Below are 16,325 nucleotides of genomic sequence, written 5' to 3' on the forward strand. Positions count from 1 at the left end.
AAATAAACTAGCGTAATAAATATTGGTGAGTACGTTAGCGTTTTATTAAGAAAAAACTGCCACGCAATAATCCACACAATTAATAAGGTATGACAACCCAGTGCCAAATAACGATAAAAACGCGTATTAGGCGCCATGTGTTGTCTCCTGGTTATTTGCATGCCACAAAGCACTGGCTAAGTTTGCCAGACGTTTACCTTGAGCAATACATAAAGATTTTTCATCTTCGGTAAGTGTGACCGCATTATCTAGGGCCACATGGCTCACACCGTAAGGGCTACCACCACTTCGCGTGTGATGAAGCGCAGGCTCGCTGTAGGGCAGGCCGCACATCACCATGCCATGGTGAAATAGCGGAATCATCATAGACAGCAGCGTTGATTCTTGACCGCCATGCATGGAAGAGCTTGATGTAAATACACACGCAGGCTTATTAATTAACGATCCTTTTAACCATTGGCTGCTGGTGCTGTCTAAAAAATGCTTCACTGGTGCAGCCATGTTACCAAATCGCGTAGGGCTTCCTAGGGCAAGCGCGCTACACTGCTCGAGTTCTTGTAAGGTTACCGTGGGGGCGGCGTTAGGGTTTGCCTCTTTTAAACTGGCATCTGCATTTTCTTCGCCTGAGCCCTGATCACTTGAACTATTCGAGTTAATGTTTAGGCTTGCCACGCTGCGCACTATTACTTCAGGTCGTACAAATGATGCAGCGGTAGCCGGTGATGCAGAGATAGCATTGGCTTCCATGCTTGATAGTTCAGCCATTGCCCCATGTGCTATAGCATCGGCTAACCTTTTGGTACTGCCATGGCGGCTGTAATAAAGAATTAAAATAGGGCCCATTATACGATTTCCAGTACGGCCTCTGGCGGCCTTCCAATACGGGCTGTATTGTTGTTAATCACCACAGGGCGCTCAATTAACTTAGGGTGTTCTACCATAGCGGCGAAAAGCTGCTCATCGGTAATATCTGCACCACCTAATGCATTCGCTTTATAGGCTTCTTCTTTGGTACGCATCATGTCTCGCACATTTTCTATGTTAAGTTGCCCGAACAAGGTGTTAAGTTCATCGATACTCAGTGGCGTTTTTAAATATTCTACTACGGTAGGCGAGATACCTTTTTCTTCAAGTAGTGCTAAGGTTTGGCGGCTTTTAGAGCAGCGCGGGTTATGTAAAATAGTAACCGAAGACATAATGTCGCCTCATCGTTAAATCATTGCCAAATTTTGGCGCTGACTATTGCTTGTTTGAAGGTATTTTTCAAGGTGCTAAGGCCTTATTAGTGACAAAAGCGCAATAATATTGGTGTGTAGGCCCCATAAATGAAAGGTGATGCTAAGCAATTAACCCTGCATGTGCAAACTACGCGTTTAATATGGCGTAAATACCAAAGTAATCTCAATCCCAAATACATGAAAATACTTGCTATTAAATACGCAGCTAGGCATGTTTGCACACCGTTGCTGTTTATTTTGTTGGTAATATTGTTTTTATAAATAATAACGCTGTTCATAAGGCAAAAAGGTACGCTAAAAATGACGAACGCTGTGAAGCAAGGGCTGTTGATTATATTGGTGATGTTACTTTCGGCAACCGCTGGAGTATGGTTTTACAATTACCATCAAACCGACTTTGAAACCCTTCAGGGCGAAACATATAAATGGCGTGATTTAGAAGGTAATTGGGTGATCATTAATTACTTTGCACCCTGGTGTGCGCCGTGTTTAAGAGAAATGCCTGAGTTACATCATTTAAGCGAAAACCTACCGCCAAACACTTTGTTATTCGCGATTAATTACGACGTGCTACCGGAAGATGATTTACAGGCCATGGCAAACAAGTTTGATATTACGCTGAATTTGATTGTAGCCAATGAAGAAACCCAGCTTCCCATTACAAAGCCGCCGTATTTACCGGCGACTTATATTGTGGGCCCGAAAGGGCAGGTTCACGCCGAGATTTTAGGTGAGGTAACCGCTGACATCTTAAAAGACAAAATTGCGGCGTTGCAGGCGCAGGCGCTATAAACGCTGTAACCGCTCTTCTTGATCTCTAAATTGCTTTATTCTTGCCCTAATGCGCTGCTTTTGAAGATGGTCGTCGTCTTTCGCAAAATTATAAGCATACTGTAATTCATCTACGGCGCGAGTATAAGCGCCATACAAGGCGTACACTTCTGCCTTACTTTGATGCATTTGCGAAAAGCGCTTCGCTTTTTGATACGCCTCTGACATCAACTGATGCGCAATTTGGTATTCATCGTTCACCAATAAAAAGTCTTTCAGTAAGCTAATAGCATCATCGTAACGACTTGCACTTATCATGGCATTCGCTTGGTTGAGTGCCAGTACTTGATTGCGCGGGCTATTCTCTACAAAAGGTGACAGCATTTCTACCGCCTTCAAAGGCTCGCCTTTAGCAATGTAAATATCTGTTGCGGCGTCTAGGTAAAACAGGTTGCCGCTATCTTTGGTTAACAATTCACCCATAATGATTTCTTGGGCTTTGTCGTATTCTTCGGTACGCATGTACGCCAATGCTAAGGCGTAAAGCGAAGCTTCTCTTACTCGATAAGCCTTTTTATCTACCTGTGCGGTGAAATACTCTACGGCGTAATCAGGTTCGAATGAATATCTGGCCATGATCCTAGCTTTAGCCAGTTCAAACTGTTTGCTTACAGGCACAAAGCGAGAAGGATAGTCGTCTGCTCGTGAACGGGCATCGGCAATACGAGACTCAGTTAATGGGTGCGTTAACAAGCGCGCTGGCGGACGAGAAACGTTTCGATATTCTTCTGCCATAATTGAAAAGAAGTCGGCAGCGCCATTGGCATCAAACCCGGCCCGAGACAACATAGCAATACCGATGCGGTCAGCCTCTTGTTCATTTGAACGGGTGTAGTCAATTTGCATTTGTACAGAGGCCGCTTGGCCAGCCTGCATTGCTGCCATACCCGCTTGAGGGTTTGCCATGGCAATTAATACGCCACCAATAAGTGACGCAATGGCTAAGGGCGACGAACGTTGTTGTGCCTGCATGCTTCGAGCAATGTGCCTTTGTGTAACGTGAGAAATTTCGTGAGACAATACCGAGGCCAATTCACTTTCAGTATTTGCCCTTCGCATAAGGCCAGTATGAACACCTATATGCCCACCAAAGAACGCGAAGGCGTTAATCGCATCGTTGTTTACCCAGAAGAAACGAAAGGGGAACTTGGCATTTTCGGCATGAATAACTAAGCGGTTACCTAAATCTTGTAGATATTCATCTAAAACAGGATCGGCTATTAGCGGGCTTTGCCCACGCATTTGACGCATAACGGCATCGCCAACAATCATTTCTTTATCTAAAGAAATAGCGTCAGACGCCACTACACCAATTTCAGGCAGCGCATTTTTATTCGTATAACTCGCGTCTTGCGCAATACTCGATAGACTGGCTGTAATAAGGAAAGACAGCGCAAAGAGTTTTTGAGATAACCTTTTCTTCATGTACCTGTGATTTACTAAACAATACTGGAATACGTATTAGAGCATCAAAGTACCGTTTCAGTTTCAATTATTTATTGTGAATTTTATCATTCTGCCTAGATAAGTACGTTTATGCCAGTTTTAGTGTCACTCTGTCATTATCGTTAACCTTGGCAATTGATTCGTGTGTTGCTTGTTAAATCGTCTTACCAGATTGATTTAAATAGAAAGTGTATTGCCCGATGCTAAGTCTTTACACTATGATGCGTATCCTAATCTTAACATTTCTCAGGAAGCTTTTATGATCAGTGTGTTTGGTCGCTGGTACCGACGCAAATTTTCCGATCCTGATGCAGCCATGCTGCTTATTCTCATACTTATTACAACAACTGCACTGCTTTTGTGGGGCGAGCTTATCATGCCCGTTTTAGTGGCGGCCGTTGTGGCGTATTTACTTGATTGGCCGGTTACCCACCTTGTTAGATTTGGCGTAGGGCGCGCTATTGCCTGCGGCATCGTACTAATGGGGTTCATTACCCTTGTCATTTTCATGCTGATTGGGTTAGTGCCCATTGTCACTCGGCAAAGCATTAATCTTATTCAAGAAACCCCTTTAATATGGCAAAAAGCCCAAGATTGGATCTTAACCTTGCCAGAAAAATACCCTGACTACGTGCAGGTTTACCAAATTCATCAAATGATGGAAGGGCTAAACGACAAACTTGTTGGTGTGGGAGAGACCTTAATATCGGCTTCTTTCAGTAATATTGCCAATGTGGCTGCGTTGTTAGTTTATGCGGTACTTGTACCATTAATGGTGTTTTTCATGCTGAAAGACAAAATGTATTTCTTAGAAAGCATTTCTCAATTGTTACCTAGAGAGCGCCGTTTGATTACGCAAGTTGGCCATGAAATGAATTCACAGATTGCCAATTATATTCGCGGCAAAGTGATAGAAATCGTGATTGTTAGCTTAGTGTCGTGCGTAACCTTTGCCTTCATGGATTTGCGATACGCCATTTTGCTTGGTGTATTGGTAGGTATTTCTGTGCTAATTCCTTATATTGGCGCGGCGGTGGTTACCATTCCTGTTGCCATAGTTGCATTGTTTCAATGGGGTTTAACGCCTGATTTCTGGTATTTGTTTATTGCCTATTCGATTATTCAGGCACTAGATGGAAACTTATTGGTGCCTTTGCTTTTCTCTGAAGCAGTAAGTTTGCACCCACTGTACATCATTATTGCCGTGCTGGTATTTGGTGGCCTTTGGGGCTTCTGGGGCGTTTTCTTTGCTATACCGTTGGCAACATTGGTAAAAGCAGTAATAACAGCGTGGTCGAGTAACCCTGCCGGTTTACCGGTGGCTGAAAGCGAATAAGCTGTAAATATTTAACATCCAGTGAAATAAAAAAAGCGGTAGTGTGAACTACCGCTTTTTTTATTAGCTTTTTGTCAATGTTAAATCGATATAAAACCGCTAACGAAATACGTTTATAAAGAGTTACTTGTTATCTGCCAAGTAATCTAACACTACTGTGTGATGCTCTTTGGTTTTGAACTTATTGAAAACGTGTTCAATAACGCCGTTTTCGTCTACTAAAAAGCTCAAACGATGAATACCGTCATACTCTTTACCCATGAACTTTTTCAAGCCCCATACGCCAAAAGCATCTGCTACCGCGTGGTCTTCATCTGACAACAAGGTAAAGTTTAGGCTTTCCTTTTCAGCAAATTTTGGCAAGCGTTTAACCGCATCAGGGCTAATACCCATCACTTCTACGTTCAAGCCGTCTAGGGCATCTTTGCTGTCACGCAAGCCTTGCGCTTGCACGGTGCAACCTGGTGTCATCGCCTTAGGGTAAAAGTACACCAGTACTTTTTTACCTAGGTAATCTGATAACGTAATGGTTTCATCATTTTGGTTTTGAAGTGAAAATTGTGGTGCTTTATCACCAGCTTGAAGCGTGTTCATTTGATTCCTTAATATGTTTATCTACAACTTTACCGGTTACATTGAGCTCTTCAAACAACGCGGTTAGTTCTGATTCTAGAGCAGCAAAATCTTCTGAGGCGGGCATGTTCACAACAAACTTGCATCGCATACATTCGTTTTCACACTCAGCCGCTTTGTAAGTGGCTTGTCTAAACGCACTGATTGACGCGTTACGTTTTGCGAAAAAGCCTGTTACTGCCTCAATAAGGCCAGCCGTATCTTCGCCGCTGAACTCAACGTGAAATAAGTGATCGAGATTTTGCTTTTCGTGGTGACTGGTACGTTTCATCATGGAAAGCAGATCTAGGCGCTGACAAAGGGGAGGCACACTACACTCAGCGCGGGTAATGGCTGACTGCGAGCCTTCTAAAATCATAGTAAGTGAAAACTCTTGACCATAAATTGCTTGCCGACTGTCTAAAATATTGCATTGCGCTGCAGAAACTGTGGTCGCAATTTCACTTAATATACCCGTTTTATCAGAACCTAAAATGGTAACAATCAGTTGGTGTTGAGACATTAAAACCTACATCACAAGAAACGTATTGTGTGATGGTAGCATAGAGTTTTTTTTTAGTACCAGCGGCTTTTTGTAGTATTGATGCAGATTATTGTCAAATTCTTGTCATTTAGACGTGAGATAGCTTGTGTTTAGCTACCGACATATTTACCATGTGCGCTCATATTTTGCGGAGAGATTATGTTTACTGGTAGTTACGTAGCACTCGTCACGCCGATGTTTGAAAACGGCGACATCGATTATAAGTCACTTGAGAAGCTAGTGCGCTTTCATGTTGAACAAGGCACACATGGTATTGTGTCTGTTGGCACCACTGGCGAGTCGGCCACCTTACCGTTTGATGAACACGTAAATGTAGTTAAAGAGACCGTTGCTATGGTGTCTGGCGCTATTCCTGTTATTGCAGGTAGTGGTGCAAACTCAACTGCCGAAGCGATTTTCTTAACTAAGCAATTGGGCGCGGCTGGTATCGACGGCTTCTTAAGCGTAGTGCCTTACTACAACAAGCCTCAACAAGCGGGTATGGTGGCACACTTCAACGCCATTGCTGATGCCAGCGATTTACCTGTGTTGTTATACAATGTACCGGGTAGAACCGTTGCCGACATGCTGCCGGAAACCGTGGCCGAACTTTCATCTCACAAAAATATTGTTGGATTAAAAGACGCAACAGGCGATATTTCTCGCCTTAAAGCAACGCAAGCACTGGTACCTTCAGACTTCGTTTTACTAAGCGGCGATGACGGCACAAGTTGTGAGTTCATGTGTGAAGGCGGTCATGGGGTTATTTCTGTGACAGCAAACGTGGTACCTAAGGCCATTGCACAAATGTGCGAAGCCGCTTTAGCAAAAGATTTTGATAAATGTCGCACTATAGATGAAAGCATCGAATTGCTTCACAGCGCGCTATTTATCGAGCCTAATCCAGTTATTCCAAAGTGGGCTTTATACAAAATGGGCATGATGGAAAGTGCACAAATGCGATTACCTATGGTTTTACCGGAACTTGTAAGCCAAAAACATATCGAAGAACTATTACAAAAATACGCATTGATTTCGGGTTAATAAGGAACACAGATGAATAGAACGCTGGCTATAGTGAGTTCGATGGTAGTAATCGCACTTGCAGGTTGTTCAAGCCAAACAGATAGAAAGACGGCTTCAGGAACGTACAAGTACTTAGAAACAAAAGAACAAACCCCAGTACGTGTTCCTGACGACTTAGATGCGCCAACTTTTTCTAGAGAGTTTGCAGTACCTGAATTAGACGAAAGCGTAGATGGAAGTCTTGTTGGGAAGAAATTGCTTGTGCAATCTCCTGCATTGGTATTGCCGCTAGTAACCGGTTCTCACGTTGAAGAAGGTAAAAGCACAGCAACAATTTGGTTCGACCAAGTTGATGATAGCCAGCCGTTAAGCCAAGCAATTTGGAATTCTTTGTTAAGCTTCCTAGACGAGCAAGGCATTGGCGTAGATTTCTTCGATCCTGAACAGCAAGTTTTAAACACTGACTGGATGATCATTAAAAAAGAAGTGGACAGCCCTTGGTACAGCTGGACCAGTACTGAAAGTGAAGTGGGTCGCCGCTTTGAATTCGTTCTAGACGTAAAACCTCACGGTAGAACCGCAGCCCTTTCTGTTGATTTAAAAGACTACATGGCCACCACAGGTGACGATGTTGTTGCAGAAATTTCAAGCATGCAAGAGCGCCGTGAAGAAGTAGACGTACTTAACCAAGTGATTGGTCATTACGAATACCAAATTCAGTTACAAGAAACTCGCCGAATTGCACGTATTCGCCAAGGCCTAAATACCGAAATGGGCTTTAACGATGACGGCAACCCCGCATTTATGGTAGATGCACAATACGACGTGGTATGGCCACGTATGTTGTTGGTATTGCGTAAACTTGGTTTCGACGTTAAAGACTTAGACAAATCAAACGGCTTACTGTTTGTTACCTATAATGGTAGTGACACGGGTTGGTGGGGCGGCTTGTTCTCCAGCGACAACGAGTTACTTGAAAAAGGTGACTACCGTTTGAAAGTTTCACGTGCCGGTGAGAAACGCAGTTCAGTGACTTTCATGAATAATGAAAGCGAACCTTTTGAAGCCAATCAGGTTTCAGACCTTTACGGCGCATTTGCCGAGGTCATGTCAGAAGATAACCTTGATATATAATTGAGACTGAGAATGGAAAAACGTGACGAGCTTTACCGCGGTAAAGCAAAAACTGTGTATTTTACCGATGACAGCGATAAGTTAATTCTGCATTTCAGAAACGACACATCAGCTTTCGATGGTGAAAAAATTGAACAGCTAGACCGTAAAGGCGAAGTGAATAACAAGTTTAACCATTTTATTATGACTAAACTTGAAGAAGCAGGTATTGCTACGCAAGTAGAAGCCTTGCTTTCTGACACTGAATCTTTAGTTAAAAAGCTAGACATGATCCCAGTGGAATGTGTTGTTCGTAACCTAGCGGCTGGCTCTTTGGTTCGTCGTCTTGGTGTAGAAGAAGGGCAAACGTTGGCACCGCCTGTGTTTGAATTCTTCCTTAAAAACGACGCACTGCACGACCCTATGATTAACGATTATCATATTGTTTCATTTGGTTGGGCGACTGAAGCGCAAATTGCTGAAATGAAGTCGTTAACGTTTAAAGTAAATGCCGTACTTAAATCGCTGTTTGATGAAGCAGGCATGTTGCTAGTAGATTACAAACTTGAATTCGGTGTTGATCCTGATGGCAACATTGTCTTGGGTGATGAATTTACCCCTGACGGTTGCCGCTTGTGGGACAAAGAAACCCGTAAGAAGATGGATAAAGACCGTTTCAGACAAGGCCTAGGCTCAGTAGTTGAAACTTACATTGAAGTTGCAGAACGCTTAGGTGTTTCACTGTAACTTACATAGTAATGCAAAGATTGAACGAAAAAAGGACCCATTGCGGTCCTTTTCTTTTGTCTGTAAAAAGGTAAATTAAACAACGCTTTGATTAACAGAGCTTTGATTAAACAATGCTTTATTTAAAATAGCCTTGTTCAAAAAGCGCTTTGTGCATTTTATATAATGCTAAATGCACAACTAAACGCTATAAAATTATCATCATTATAAAAAGGGCTTTTATGCATACGCTGCTGGAGAAAACGAATGGGTAACCCGTACGGATTAGTGTGTATTGCCATGCTGGCGTTTGCGGCCAATTCGTTATTATGCCGAATGGCATTGGCTAATACCGATATCGACCCCGGCCTTTTCACCACAATACGCTTAGCCAGTGGCGCATTGTGTTTAGCCCTTTTAGTGGCATTTACTGCCCGCCGTTCATCAAAAAACACCAGCCCAATAGCAGCCATTAAACAACAAGCATCAATAGCAGGGGCGTTAAGCTTATTTATTTACGCTATTGCATTTTCTTATGCGTATATCTCGATGTCGACAGGCACAGGCGCGTTGCTATTGTTTGGCGCAGTGCAGCTCACTATGATTTCAGTAGGCTTATTAAAAGGCGAACGCTTTGCTACATTTCAGTGGCTAGGGTTTTTACTGGCTTTTGCAGGCTTAGTTATCTTGCTGCTTCCAGGGGCTAGTGCGCCACCATTGTTTTCAGCCTTATTAATGATAAGCGCTGGTATTGCATGGGGTTTTTATTCCTTACTAGGTAAAAAGAGTAATGCGCCCTTATTGCTCACGGCGGGTAACTTTTTATATGCCACACTACTTACCCTGCCTTTGATTGTTTGGTTATGGGTAACCGATACTTGGCAATGGAGCAACGATGGGGTGTTATATGCGCTGGCATCTGGAATAGTGGCATCTGGTTGTGGCTATGCCATTTGGTACAAAGCATTACCTTTAATTCAATCGACAACGGCTGCCACCGTTCAGTTAAGCGTACCGGTAATTGCCACGCTGATGGGCTGGGCATTTCTTGCTGAAGCCATTAGCGTGCAAATTATGGTAGCCTCTTTAATGACATTAGGCGGTATTTGGTTGGTTATTAAAATGCGCAAAGCTTAATCTAATAAAGCTTGGCCTATAATAAGCCGCAACGCTAATATGAGCGGCAGCTCAGACTAAATACCGCAGCTCAGACTAAATACCGCAGCTTCGACCATTACTATAAGGGATTAACGTGGGCTTATTGACTAACATTCGCCGAGCACTAATTGCTTCTAAATTTCAGCGTAAAGACTTAAAAATTATTGAAGCTATCCCAGGCGAAAGGTTTGCCACCATTGTTTTCGACTTTAAAGATAAAGGCTGGGAATTAACTGATGCTAGAGGCGACCTTGATGTAAGCCGTGACAGTTGGCAGGGCAAGCTTCGAAAAGGCACCAGCACGCTTACTTGCACATGGAGTAAGGATGACCAAGGCGAGATAGTGGGCTTAACCCGCATTGTTGAGGGCATAGCGAAAGACTACAACTTAAAAGTGCAATCTACGCCTAGTCGATAACCTAAGTCGTTAACCCATGCCGATAAGCTGAGCTTTAGGCTTTCAACACATAAAAAATGACGTAGACAAGCATGAGGGAAACAAAGCTTATCTACGTCATCTATGCTAGCTTTTTACTACAAAGCTTTTAACTATAAAGCCTAGAAACGATAAGACGCCGATACTCTAAAGCGGCGCGGTGCACCTGGCTCAACCCATACATCGGCAAAAGAGTTGGTGTAGTGCTCTTTATCGAAAAGATTGTCTACATCTGCACGTACCACTAAGTTTTCAACCGGTTCAATTTGCGCAAACGCGCGCACGGTAGTGTAGCTAGGCAAATAGAAGTCTGTTGCTGTTTGGCCTAAACGCTCATCTACGTACAACAAACCAGTGCCTAAGCGCACCGGCATATCTGAAACCGTAAGGCTTTTGCCTACTTGAACGCTTAGTTGATTTTCAGGCACGTTAATTAGCGGGTCGCCCGCTTCAATAGCCGCCACAAAGTTAGCGTCAGCCGCATCGTTGGTACTTTCTGCATCGATATAAGCGTAAGACACCCACAACGCAATACCATTGCTGAACTCAGCGTTAATATCTAATTCAACACCACGACTGCGTGCTTCGCCGCCAGGGGTTAGGAAGAAACCGTCAGACGCTTCATCGCTGCTATCGAACACCAAAATATTGCTTTGATCGATATTAAAGATAGACAGGGTGATATCGCCGCGAACATTGTTAAAGAACGACGTTAGGTCGGTTTTAACACCCACTTCGGTAGACTCTGATTGATTTGGTTCAAACGGATTTCCAGCATAATCAGAACCCGTAAGTTGACGAAAGCCTTCACCGTAGGTGGCGTAAAAACTAATGCTGTCATCAAGTAAATACACCGCACCTAACTGAGGTGAAAATTGAGTATCATCTTGTGATGTAGTGGTTACCGGATCGCTTAAGCGGTTTTGAATTTCTTGTTCGAATTTGTCAATTCGACCACCAAAGCGCACTTGAAACTTATCGGTAATGTTCACTTGGTCTTGAATGTACATTCCCCACGCTTCTTGGGTTTCTAGGCGGTCTAGGTTGTCTGACAATTCAACATCAGCCACAGGCGAGTAATCTGGGTTAAGAATATCTACCACAAGATATTGGCTTAAATCCAAATCGTTGATGTCTGTGTCACTGGAAAAATAAGGCGGGCGGTAGCGCAAGATAACTTGGTCGTTTTCAAACTTATCGTAATCACCACCAATAATAACGCGATGCCTAATTGAACCCGTATCGAATTCACCAGCAATTTCACCGCGCAGCACTACGTAATCGGTTTCAAAATCGCGGTAGCGCTGAAAGCGAGATAGCAAGGTTTGATCTGGGTCGATAAACAAGGTTTGGCGGCCTTCAAAGTTGGTTTCTAGTGCATTACCTTCAAAGGTAGTATCACGTAAGCCTGCGCCAATAAGTAGGTTCCAGTCATCGTTGAGTTCGTGAGAAATCTCAAGCTGGTGACCGACCACGTCGGTAGTAATTCTATCGCCAGATGGGTCGCCCACGAAGGTTTCAATAGGCTGAATTCCTAACTTACCATCCACCGCAATAACACCACGGTCGAAAGGAATTTTTTGTTTGGTATACTCAAGTTCGTAGGTAATACGGGTATCTTCAGAAAATTCCCAGGTAACAGAAGGGTAAAAGCCTAACTTTTCGGTTTCTACCGTATCTCTGAAGCTCTCAGCGTCTTCGTAAAAGCCCACTAGGCGAACGCCAATGTCTTCTTTTGCGCCCGCTACCGTTTGCACGTCAGCTTCAACACGTACTTGTTCCCAACTACCATAAGTGGCTTTTACTTCGCCACCTGTGAAAAATTGTGGGCGCTTAGTGACTAAGTTTACCGCACCGCCAGGTTCACCGCGGCCAAATAAAGCCGCTTTAGGGCCTTTTAATACTTCCACATGGTCGATACCCGCTAAATCACGAGGGCCACCAAAGCCACGGCCAGCATTAAACCCATTTACCAAGAAACCACTTGGTAGGTTTTCATCACCAGAAAAACCACGAATGGCAAAACTATTCCACAACCCACCAAAGTTATTCTGCCTGGCTACCGAAGCTGAAAGATCTAATGCATCATTTAAGTTAATAGCACCTGCATCACCAATTAGGCCTAAGTCGATATCTTGTGCGGCGGCAGGCACTTCTTTGTATTCAAATGCACCTTGATAAGCGCGGTGCATGCCGTGTACCGTAATTTTCTCGACCTTTGCTTCTTCGTTTTTTTGAGACGAGCTTTGGTCATTTGTTTGAGCAAAAGCAGGGGCATTGAAAAATGCGGCAATACTGATGGCGAGTGTAGATTTCACCCAGTTATTTTTCATTGGTGTTTTCCTGTGTGTTCATTTTTTGTTGTAGTAAATGTTGTAGTAAATTGTGAAGTTGTAGTGAATTGTGGAAGCTGCTTAAGGCTGGCTTCTGTAAACTCAGGCGCAGCAAAAAGTTGTTGGTAATAAAACTCGCGCAACGATGCGTGAAACGCGCGCACCTTATTTTCATAATCAATCATAGATTGCACGTTGGTGCTAGCGGTGTTCGACAACAAACGCTGGGTTAGCAACGAAGGCGATAACAAAGACACATAACCTGCCAGTTGGTTTTTTCTAAGGGTGGCTTGTTGATAAGCGTTAGAAAGTTCGCTTGCCCGTTCATCGCCAACTTGTTGAAAAGCGTAATACCATTTCCAGTTAAACGAACCATCACGTTCAGGATGGTACGCCGTGTAATTAGCCCATTGTGGGTGAGTTTCAATAAACTTTTCCCACGTGGCTTCTACCGGCTTATCCCACGCACCGTTTACGGCTTCACGTTGTGTAAGCACAATGTCGCCACCTTCCGGTGTATCGACAATCGCATTAATAACGGTATGACCGGTAACCGGCACTATTACGGTGGTAATAAGCCATACACCCAACATTAACGAGGCAAGGTGGGTGGCACTGTACTTAGCAAAACGTTGCGCCGCGCCAATGGCCAATACAGTGGCAGACCACACGCTTATAGTACCCAGTACAATAACGCAGGCTAACAAGATAGAACTTGCCGATGCGCCATTTACAATGGCAAAGGCAATAAAAGGAATAAGTGTGACTAAGGCTAACGGCACCAGCGTAACTAGCGTACGAGAGGTCCATACCGCATGGCTATTGCGCGCCGTTACATTAAGTAAGTCGAAACGTCTGGCTTCACGCTCTTTTGCTTTTAAGTCGTACAGCAACAAGATAATAAATAGCGGTAGTAACACGCTTACCACAAAGGCAAAATCGAAACGCCCTAAAAACGCTAGTTCTGGGTTGTCGGTGTCGCTTTCGTATATTTGCCCTTCAAGGGCTAACATACGTATACGATGCTTCCACGGAAACACATCACGCTCACCCACAACAGCAAAGGCGAGGGGCGAAGGTGGCGCATAGGTTAGGTGAAAGGCGTAATACGCCACCATGCCATAGCTATTTTGATGGGAAAGCACCGCTTCACGCTCTACAGTGTCTTTTTCTAATAAACGTTCAATAGTAGCTTGTTGCGCCTGCATTTCAGCATGACCCGACCACAAGGCTACCGTGCTTAATAGAAATACCACCAACAAGGTTAATTTAAATTGACGGTGTGCAAACACAAACCCCGCTTCGCGCTTAATATCGTTAAACCGCATCATGGGTTTAGCCTCCTTACTGCAAGATTAAGAAGTAGTACAGCAACACCCACCCAAAGAAAAAGTTGTAAACAGTACATGGCAGCACTGCCTAAGCGCGCCAAGGGGGCTTCGGGCTGGAAACTAAACTCAGACAATACTGCCCAGTTACTGGCCTGTACTACCGCTTTGTCTGCGGCTTCTTCGCTAGCATTGCGGTTCATATCCAGTTTGTAATCAAGCTTTTCTACGTGCACTTTGTTTAAGCCTTGTACAAACTGCATACGTAGGATTTCGGCTTCACGCAAAAAACGGTGGTGAGTTTCAATACTGGTGCCCGCAAGCAGGGTAGAGAATGAACGCAGTGCCACGGTAGGGGAAAGCCAGCCAAACTGCCTTGCAATACGGGCTTGGGCTAGTTCTTCTTGCATGCGGCTTTCTGCAAATTCATTAATGACTACCGCTTGGCGCTGCTCTGAATATTGCGCCACTATGCCTCGAAAGTTCACAGGAAGGTCGTCTACCGAATCGACATTGTATTTCTCGAGAAGGTCTTGTTTAAGCTTAACAAAAGCCGGATCGTTAACATCGTGACCATCACCTAAGCTTCGAAGCTTTTCTTCTACTTTAAAGTCGGCTTCTAACTTGCCAATAGAGGGCTCTATACTGGTCGCCACACTGCTGCCCATTCTAGGTAGCAATATGCAAGCGCTCATCCATATAACGATAAGCACGGTAAAGCTGGCACTGCTTTTTTCAAATAACGTAGAGCAGGCGGTAACCACCACAGCCCACAACATGAAGTAAAGCATGTAACCTACACAGAAAAGCGTTACCACTAAGGCGCTTTCATTGGAAAAGGCGACATACACGCAAGCTAATAACAAGGGCAGTAAAAAAATACTGCTAGCCAGCAGTAAGGCCACCAGTTTTCCAAGCACCAACTGCCAACGGCTAGCGCCTTGGGTAAGTAATAAAGTGAGTGTGCCTGCTTCACGTTCCCGTGAAACACTGCCGTAGCCAATTAAAATAATAAACAATGGTGCTAACACTAACGCCAAAAAGCTTGGCGTTAAGCTACTAAAACGGGTTAGCCCTGCAGACTGACGCTGCTCGGCAAACATGGCACTGTTTTGCCTGTGGCCTTCCAAGAAAATAGCGTTACCTGTGTACGTGTCTACACCCGGTTCTATTACACTAAGCGGGGTAGGCGTACGAAACACATAATGCCCGTAATGCACCATGCGGTGCGGATGTTTGTCGGGCTGTGATAAAAAGCGTTCTTCTGCTTCATGTTGAAGGTGTTCTCTGGCGTGCGCTGCCTCTTCAATATGAAAGCTATTTACCACAAGTGCAGCTAGGGTGAGTACACTGCCCAAAATTAACACCGTGGTAGCAACTTTGGTTCGCAGCCAATAACGCCACTGTTCAGCGCAAATGGTTTTTATTGTTTGATCAATCATTACTTGCGCCCTGCAAAGGCTGCGTGAACGGCTTCGGTATCGATAGGCGTATCGCCCGAGCGTTCAAACGACCCCGTAAGCTTGCCGTTACTTAGTAACACAATACGGTGCGCAACCTGGCAAGCCCCATATACATCGTGGGTTACCATAAATATGGTGGCACCATTGTTTGCCAACTCAGACACTAGCGAGTTAAATTCATCAATAGCAGCAGGGTCGAGGCCAGAGGTAGGTTCATCTAAAAACAGCACTGGGGCATTACGAAGAATGGCTAATGCAATGGCGGTTTTCTGCCTCATTCCTTTTGAGTAATTCGATAAGGTGTTGTGCCAGGCATTTTCTTGAAGGGCTACTTTTTTAAGGGCTTCATGAATAGCATCGTCCGATTTTTCGACACCCGCAACCGACAAAAAGTAGCGAATATTTTCATACCCTGAAAGGTGACCATAAAGGGTGACCGACTCCGGCAAATAAGCCACCGACTTTTGCACTTCGTTGGTATTGTCTGCTACCGACATGCCCATAACAGACGCTGTGCCAGCGCTAGGTTTCATTAACCCTAAAAAGGTTTTAAGGGTTGTGGATTTACCCGCACCGTTTCCACCAAGAAGGGCAAACACTTCACCTTTGCCTACTTCAAAATTAAGGTTATCAAGAATAGTACGTTGGCCTATACGTACCGATAATTCACTAGCACTAATTACAGATTTTGATGTCATTGATTTACGGTATAAAGTCGAAAGTTGGTGATATGTT

The 16,325-nt window shown here is 44.2% G+C and carries 16 protein-coding genes; 7 read left to right on the plus strand and 9 right to left on the minus strand.

Annotated elements, in window-relative coordinates; translation table 11 throughout:
* Positions 1-126: 126 nt before the first annotated feature.
* Together KYS23_RS06915 and arsC are read right to left on the minus strand one after the other, a co-directional pair.
* The gene (locus KYS23_RS06915) at positions 127-843 is read right to left on the minus strand and encodes an NAD(P)H-dependent oxidoreductase (RefSeq protein WP_159530555.1); all 717 of its coding nucleotides are present in this window, start codon (positions 841-843) and stop codon (positions 127-129) included.
* A complete protein-coding gene (arsC, locus tag KYS23_RS06920; protein ID WP_159530553.1) occupies positions 843-1,196 on the minus strand; it encodes an arsenate reductase (glutaredoxin) in 354 nt (117 codons plus the stop codon). The genes KYS23_RS06915 and arsC overlap by 1 nt, the downstream gene beginning before the upstream one ends.
* Before the next feature lie 342 nt (positions 1,197-1,538).
* Here arsC and KYS23_RS06925 point away from each other — a divergent pair, with 342 nt between their 5' ends.
* Positions 1,539-2,030, plus strand: coding sequence for a TlpA family protein disulfide reductase (locus KYS23_RS06925; RefSeq protein ID WP_218418276.1), 492 nt, complete (start codon positions 1,539-1,541; stop codon positions 2,028-2,030).
* Here KYS23_RS06925 and bepA read toward each other — a convergent pair.
* Positions 2,025-3,494 carry a beta-barrel assembly-enhancing protease gene (gene bepA, locus KYS23_RS06930; protein ID WP_159530550.1) on the minus strand — a complete coding sequence of 490 codons (1,470 nt, stop codon included), beginning with the start codon at positions 3,492-3,494 and terminating at the stop codon, positions 2,025-2,027. The two genes, KYS23_RS06925 and bepA, sit on opposite strands and share 6 nt — an antisense overlap.
* 280 nt (positions 3,495-3,774) lie before the next feature.
* Between bepA and KYS23_RS06935 the strand changes: the two genes are divergently transcribed.
* The gene (locus KYS23_RS06935; protein WP_159530548.1) at positions 3,775-4,851 is read left to right on the plus strand and encodes an AI-2E family transporter; all 1,077 of its coding nucleotides are present in this window, start codon (positions 3,775-3,777) and stop codon (positions 4,849-4,851) included.
* A gap of 123 nt (positions 4,852-4,974) precedes the next feature.
* On the opposite strand, the gene bcp is transcribed toward KYS23_RS06935, so the two are convergent.
* Both bcp and KYS23_RS06945 read right to left on the minus strand, forming a co-directional pair.
* Positions 4,975-5,445 carry a thioredoxin-dependent thiol peroxidase gene (bcp, locus tag KYS23_RS06940; protein WP_218418277.1) on the minus strand — a complete coding sequence of 157 codons (471 nt, stop codon included), beginning with the start codon at positions 5,443-5,445 and terminating at the stop codon, positions 4,975-4,977.
* Positions 5,423-5,986, minus strand: coding sequence for a glycine cleavage system transcriptional repressor (locus KYS23_RS06945; RefSeq protein ID WP_159530536.1), 564 nt, complete (start codon positions 5,984-5,986; stop codon positions 5,423-5,425). Before KYS23_RS06945 ends, bcp begins: the two co-directional genes overlap by 23 nt.
* A gap of 180 nt (positions 5,987-6,166) precedes the next feature.
* Here KYS23_RS06945 and dapA point away from each other — a divergent pair, with 180 nt between their 5' ends.
* The 5 genes from dapA to KYS23_RS06970 all read left to right on the plus strand — a co-directional run bounded on the left by dapA (position 6,167) and on the right by KYS23_RS06970 (position 10,448).
* Entirely contained in the window at positions 6,167-7,051 is an 885-nt protein-coding gene (gene dapA, locus KYS23_RS06950) for a 4-hydroxy-tetrahydrodipicolinate synthase (protein WP_159530534.1), read from the plus strand.
* A 12-nt stretch (positions 7,052-7,063) separates the two neighbouring features.
* On the plus strand, positions 7,064-8,167 hold the full coding sequence (bamC, locus tag KYS23_RS06955) for an outer membrane protein assembly factor BamC (protein WP_218418278.1): 1,104 nt from the start codon (positions 7,064-7,066) through the stop codon (positions 8,165-8,167).
* Positions 8,168-8,179: 12 nt separating this feature from the next.
* On the plus strand, positions 8,180-8,893 hold the full coding sequence (gene purC / locus KYS23_RS06960; protein ID WP_013784230.1) for a phosphoribosylaminoimidazolesuccinocarboxamide synthase: 714 nt from the start codon (positions 8,180-8,182) through the stop codon (positions 8,891-8,893).
* Positions 8,894-9,139: 246 nt separating this feature from the next.
* Positions 9,140-10,009 (plus strand): DMT family transporter, encoded by an 870-nt coding sequence (locus KYS23_RS06965; protein ID WP_218418279.1) that lies wholly within the window; start codon positions 9,140-9,142, stop codon positions 10,007-10,009.
* 115 nt (positions 10,010-10,124) lie between these two features.
* Entirely contained in the window at positions 10,125-10,448 is a 324-nt protein-coding gene (locus KYS23_RS06970) for a hypothetical protein (RefSeq protein WP_218418280.1), read from the plus strand.
* 140 nt (positions 10,449-10,588) lie between these two features.
* Here the strand turns inward: KYS23_RS06970 and KYS23_RS06975 are convergent, their stop codons facing one another.
* Genes KYS23_RS06975 through KYS23_RS06990 form a run of 4 tightly spaced genes read right to left on the minus strand, consistent with a single transcriptional unit; the run spans position 10,589 to position 16,288 of the window.
* Positions 10,589-12,799, minus strand: a complete 2,211-nt coding sequence (locus KYS23_RS06975; RefSeq protein WP_218418281.1) for a TonB-dependent siderophore receptor — start codon at positions 12,797-12,799, stop codon at positions 10,589-10,591.
* Complete coding sequence (locus KYS23_RS06980) at positions 12,796-14,130, minus strand: DUF3526 domain-containing protein (protein WP_218418282.1); 1,335 nt, start codon at positions 14,128-14,130, stop codon at positions 12,796-12,798. Before KYS23_RS06980 ends, KYS23_RS06975 begins: the two co-directional genes overlap by 4 nt.
* The gene (locus KYS23_RS06985; protein ID WP_218418283.1) at positions 14,127-15,569 is read right to left on the minus strand and encodes an ABC transporter permease; all 1,443 of its coding nucleotides are present in this window, start codon (positions 15,567-15,569) and stop codon (positions 14,127-14,129) included. The genes KYS23_RS06980 and KYS23_RS06985 overlap by 4 nt, the downstream gene beginning before the upstream one ends.
* Entirely contained in the window at positions 15,569-16,288 is a 720-nt protein-coding gene (locus tag KYS23_RS06990; RefSeq protein ID WP_218418284.1) for an ABC transporter ATP-binding protein, read from the minus strand. The genes KYS23_RS06985 and KYS23_RS06990 overlap by 1 nt, the downstream gene beginning before the upstream one ends.
* Between the last annotated feature and the right edge of the window lie 37 nt (positions 16,289-16,325).

It is taken from the genome of Alteromonas lipotrueae (assembly GCF_019249255.1).
Classification (GTDB): domain Bacteria; phylum Pseudomonadota; class Gammaproteobacteria; order Enterobacterales; family Alteromonadaceae; genus Alteromonas; species Alteromonas lipotrueae.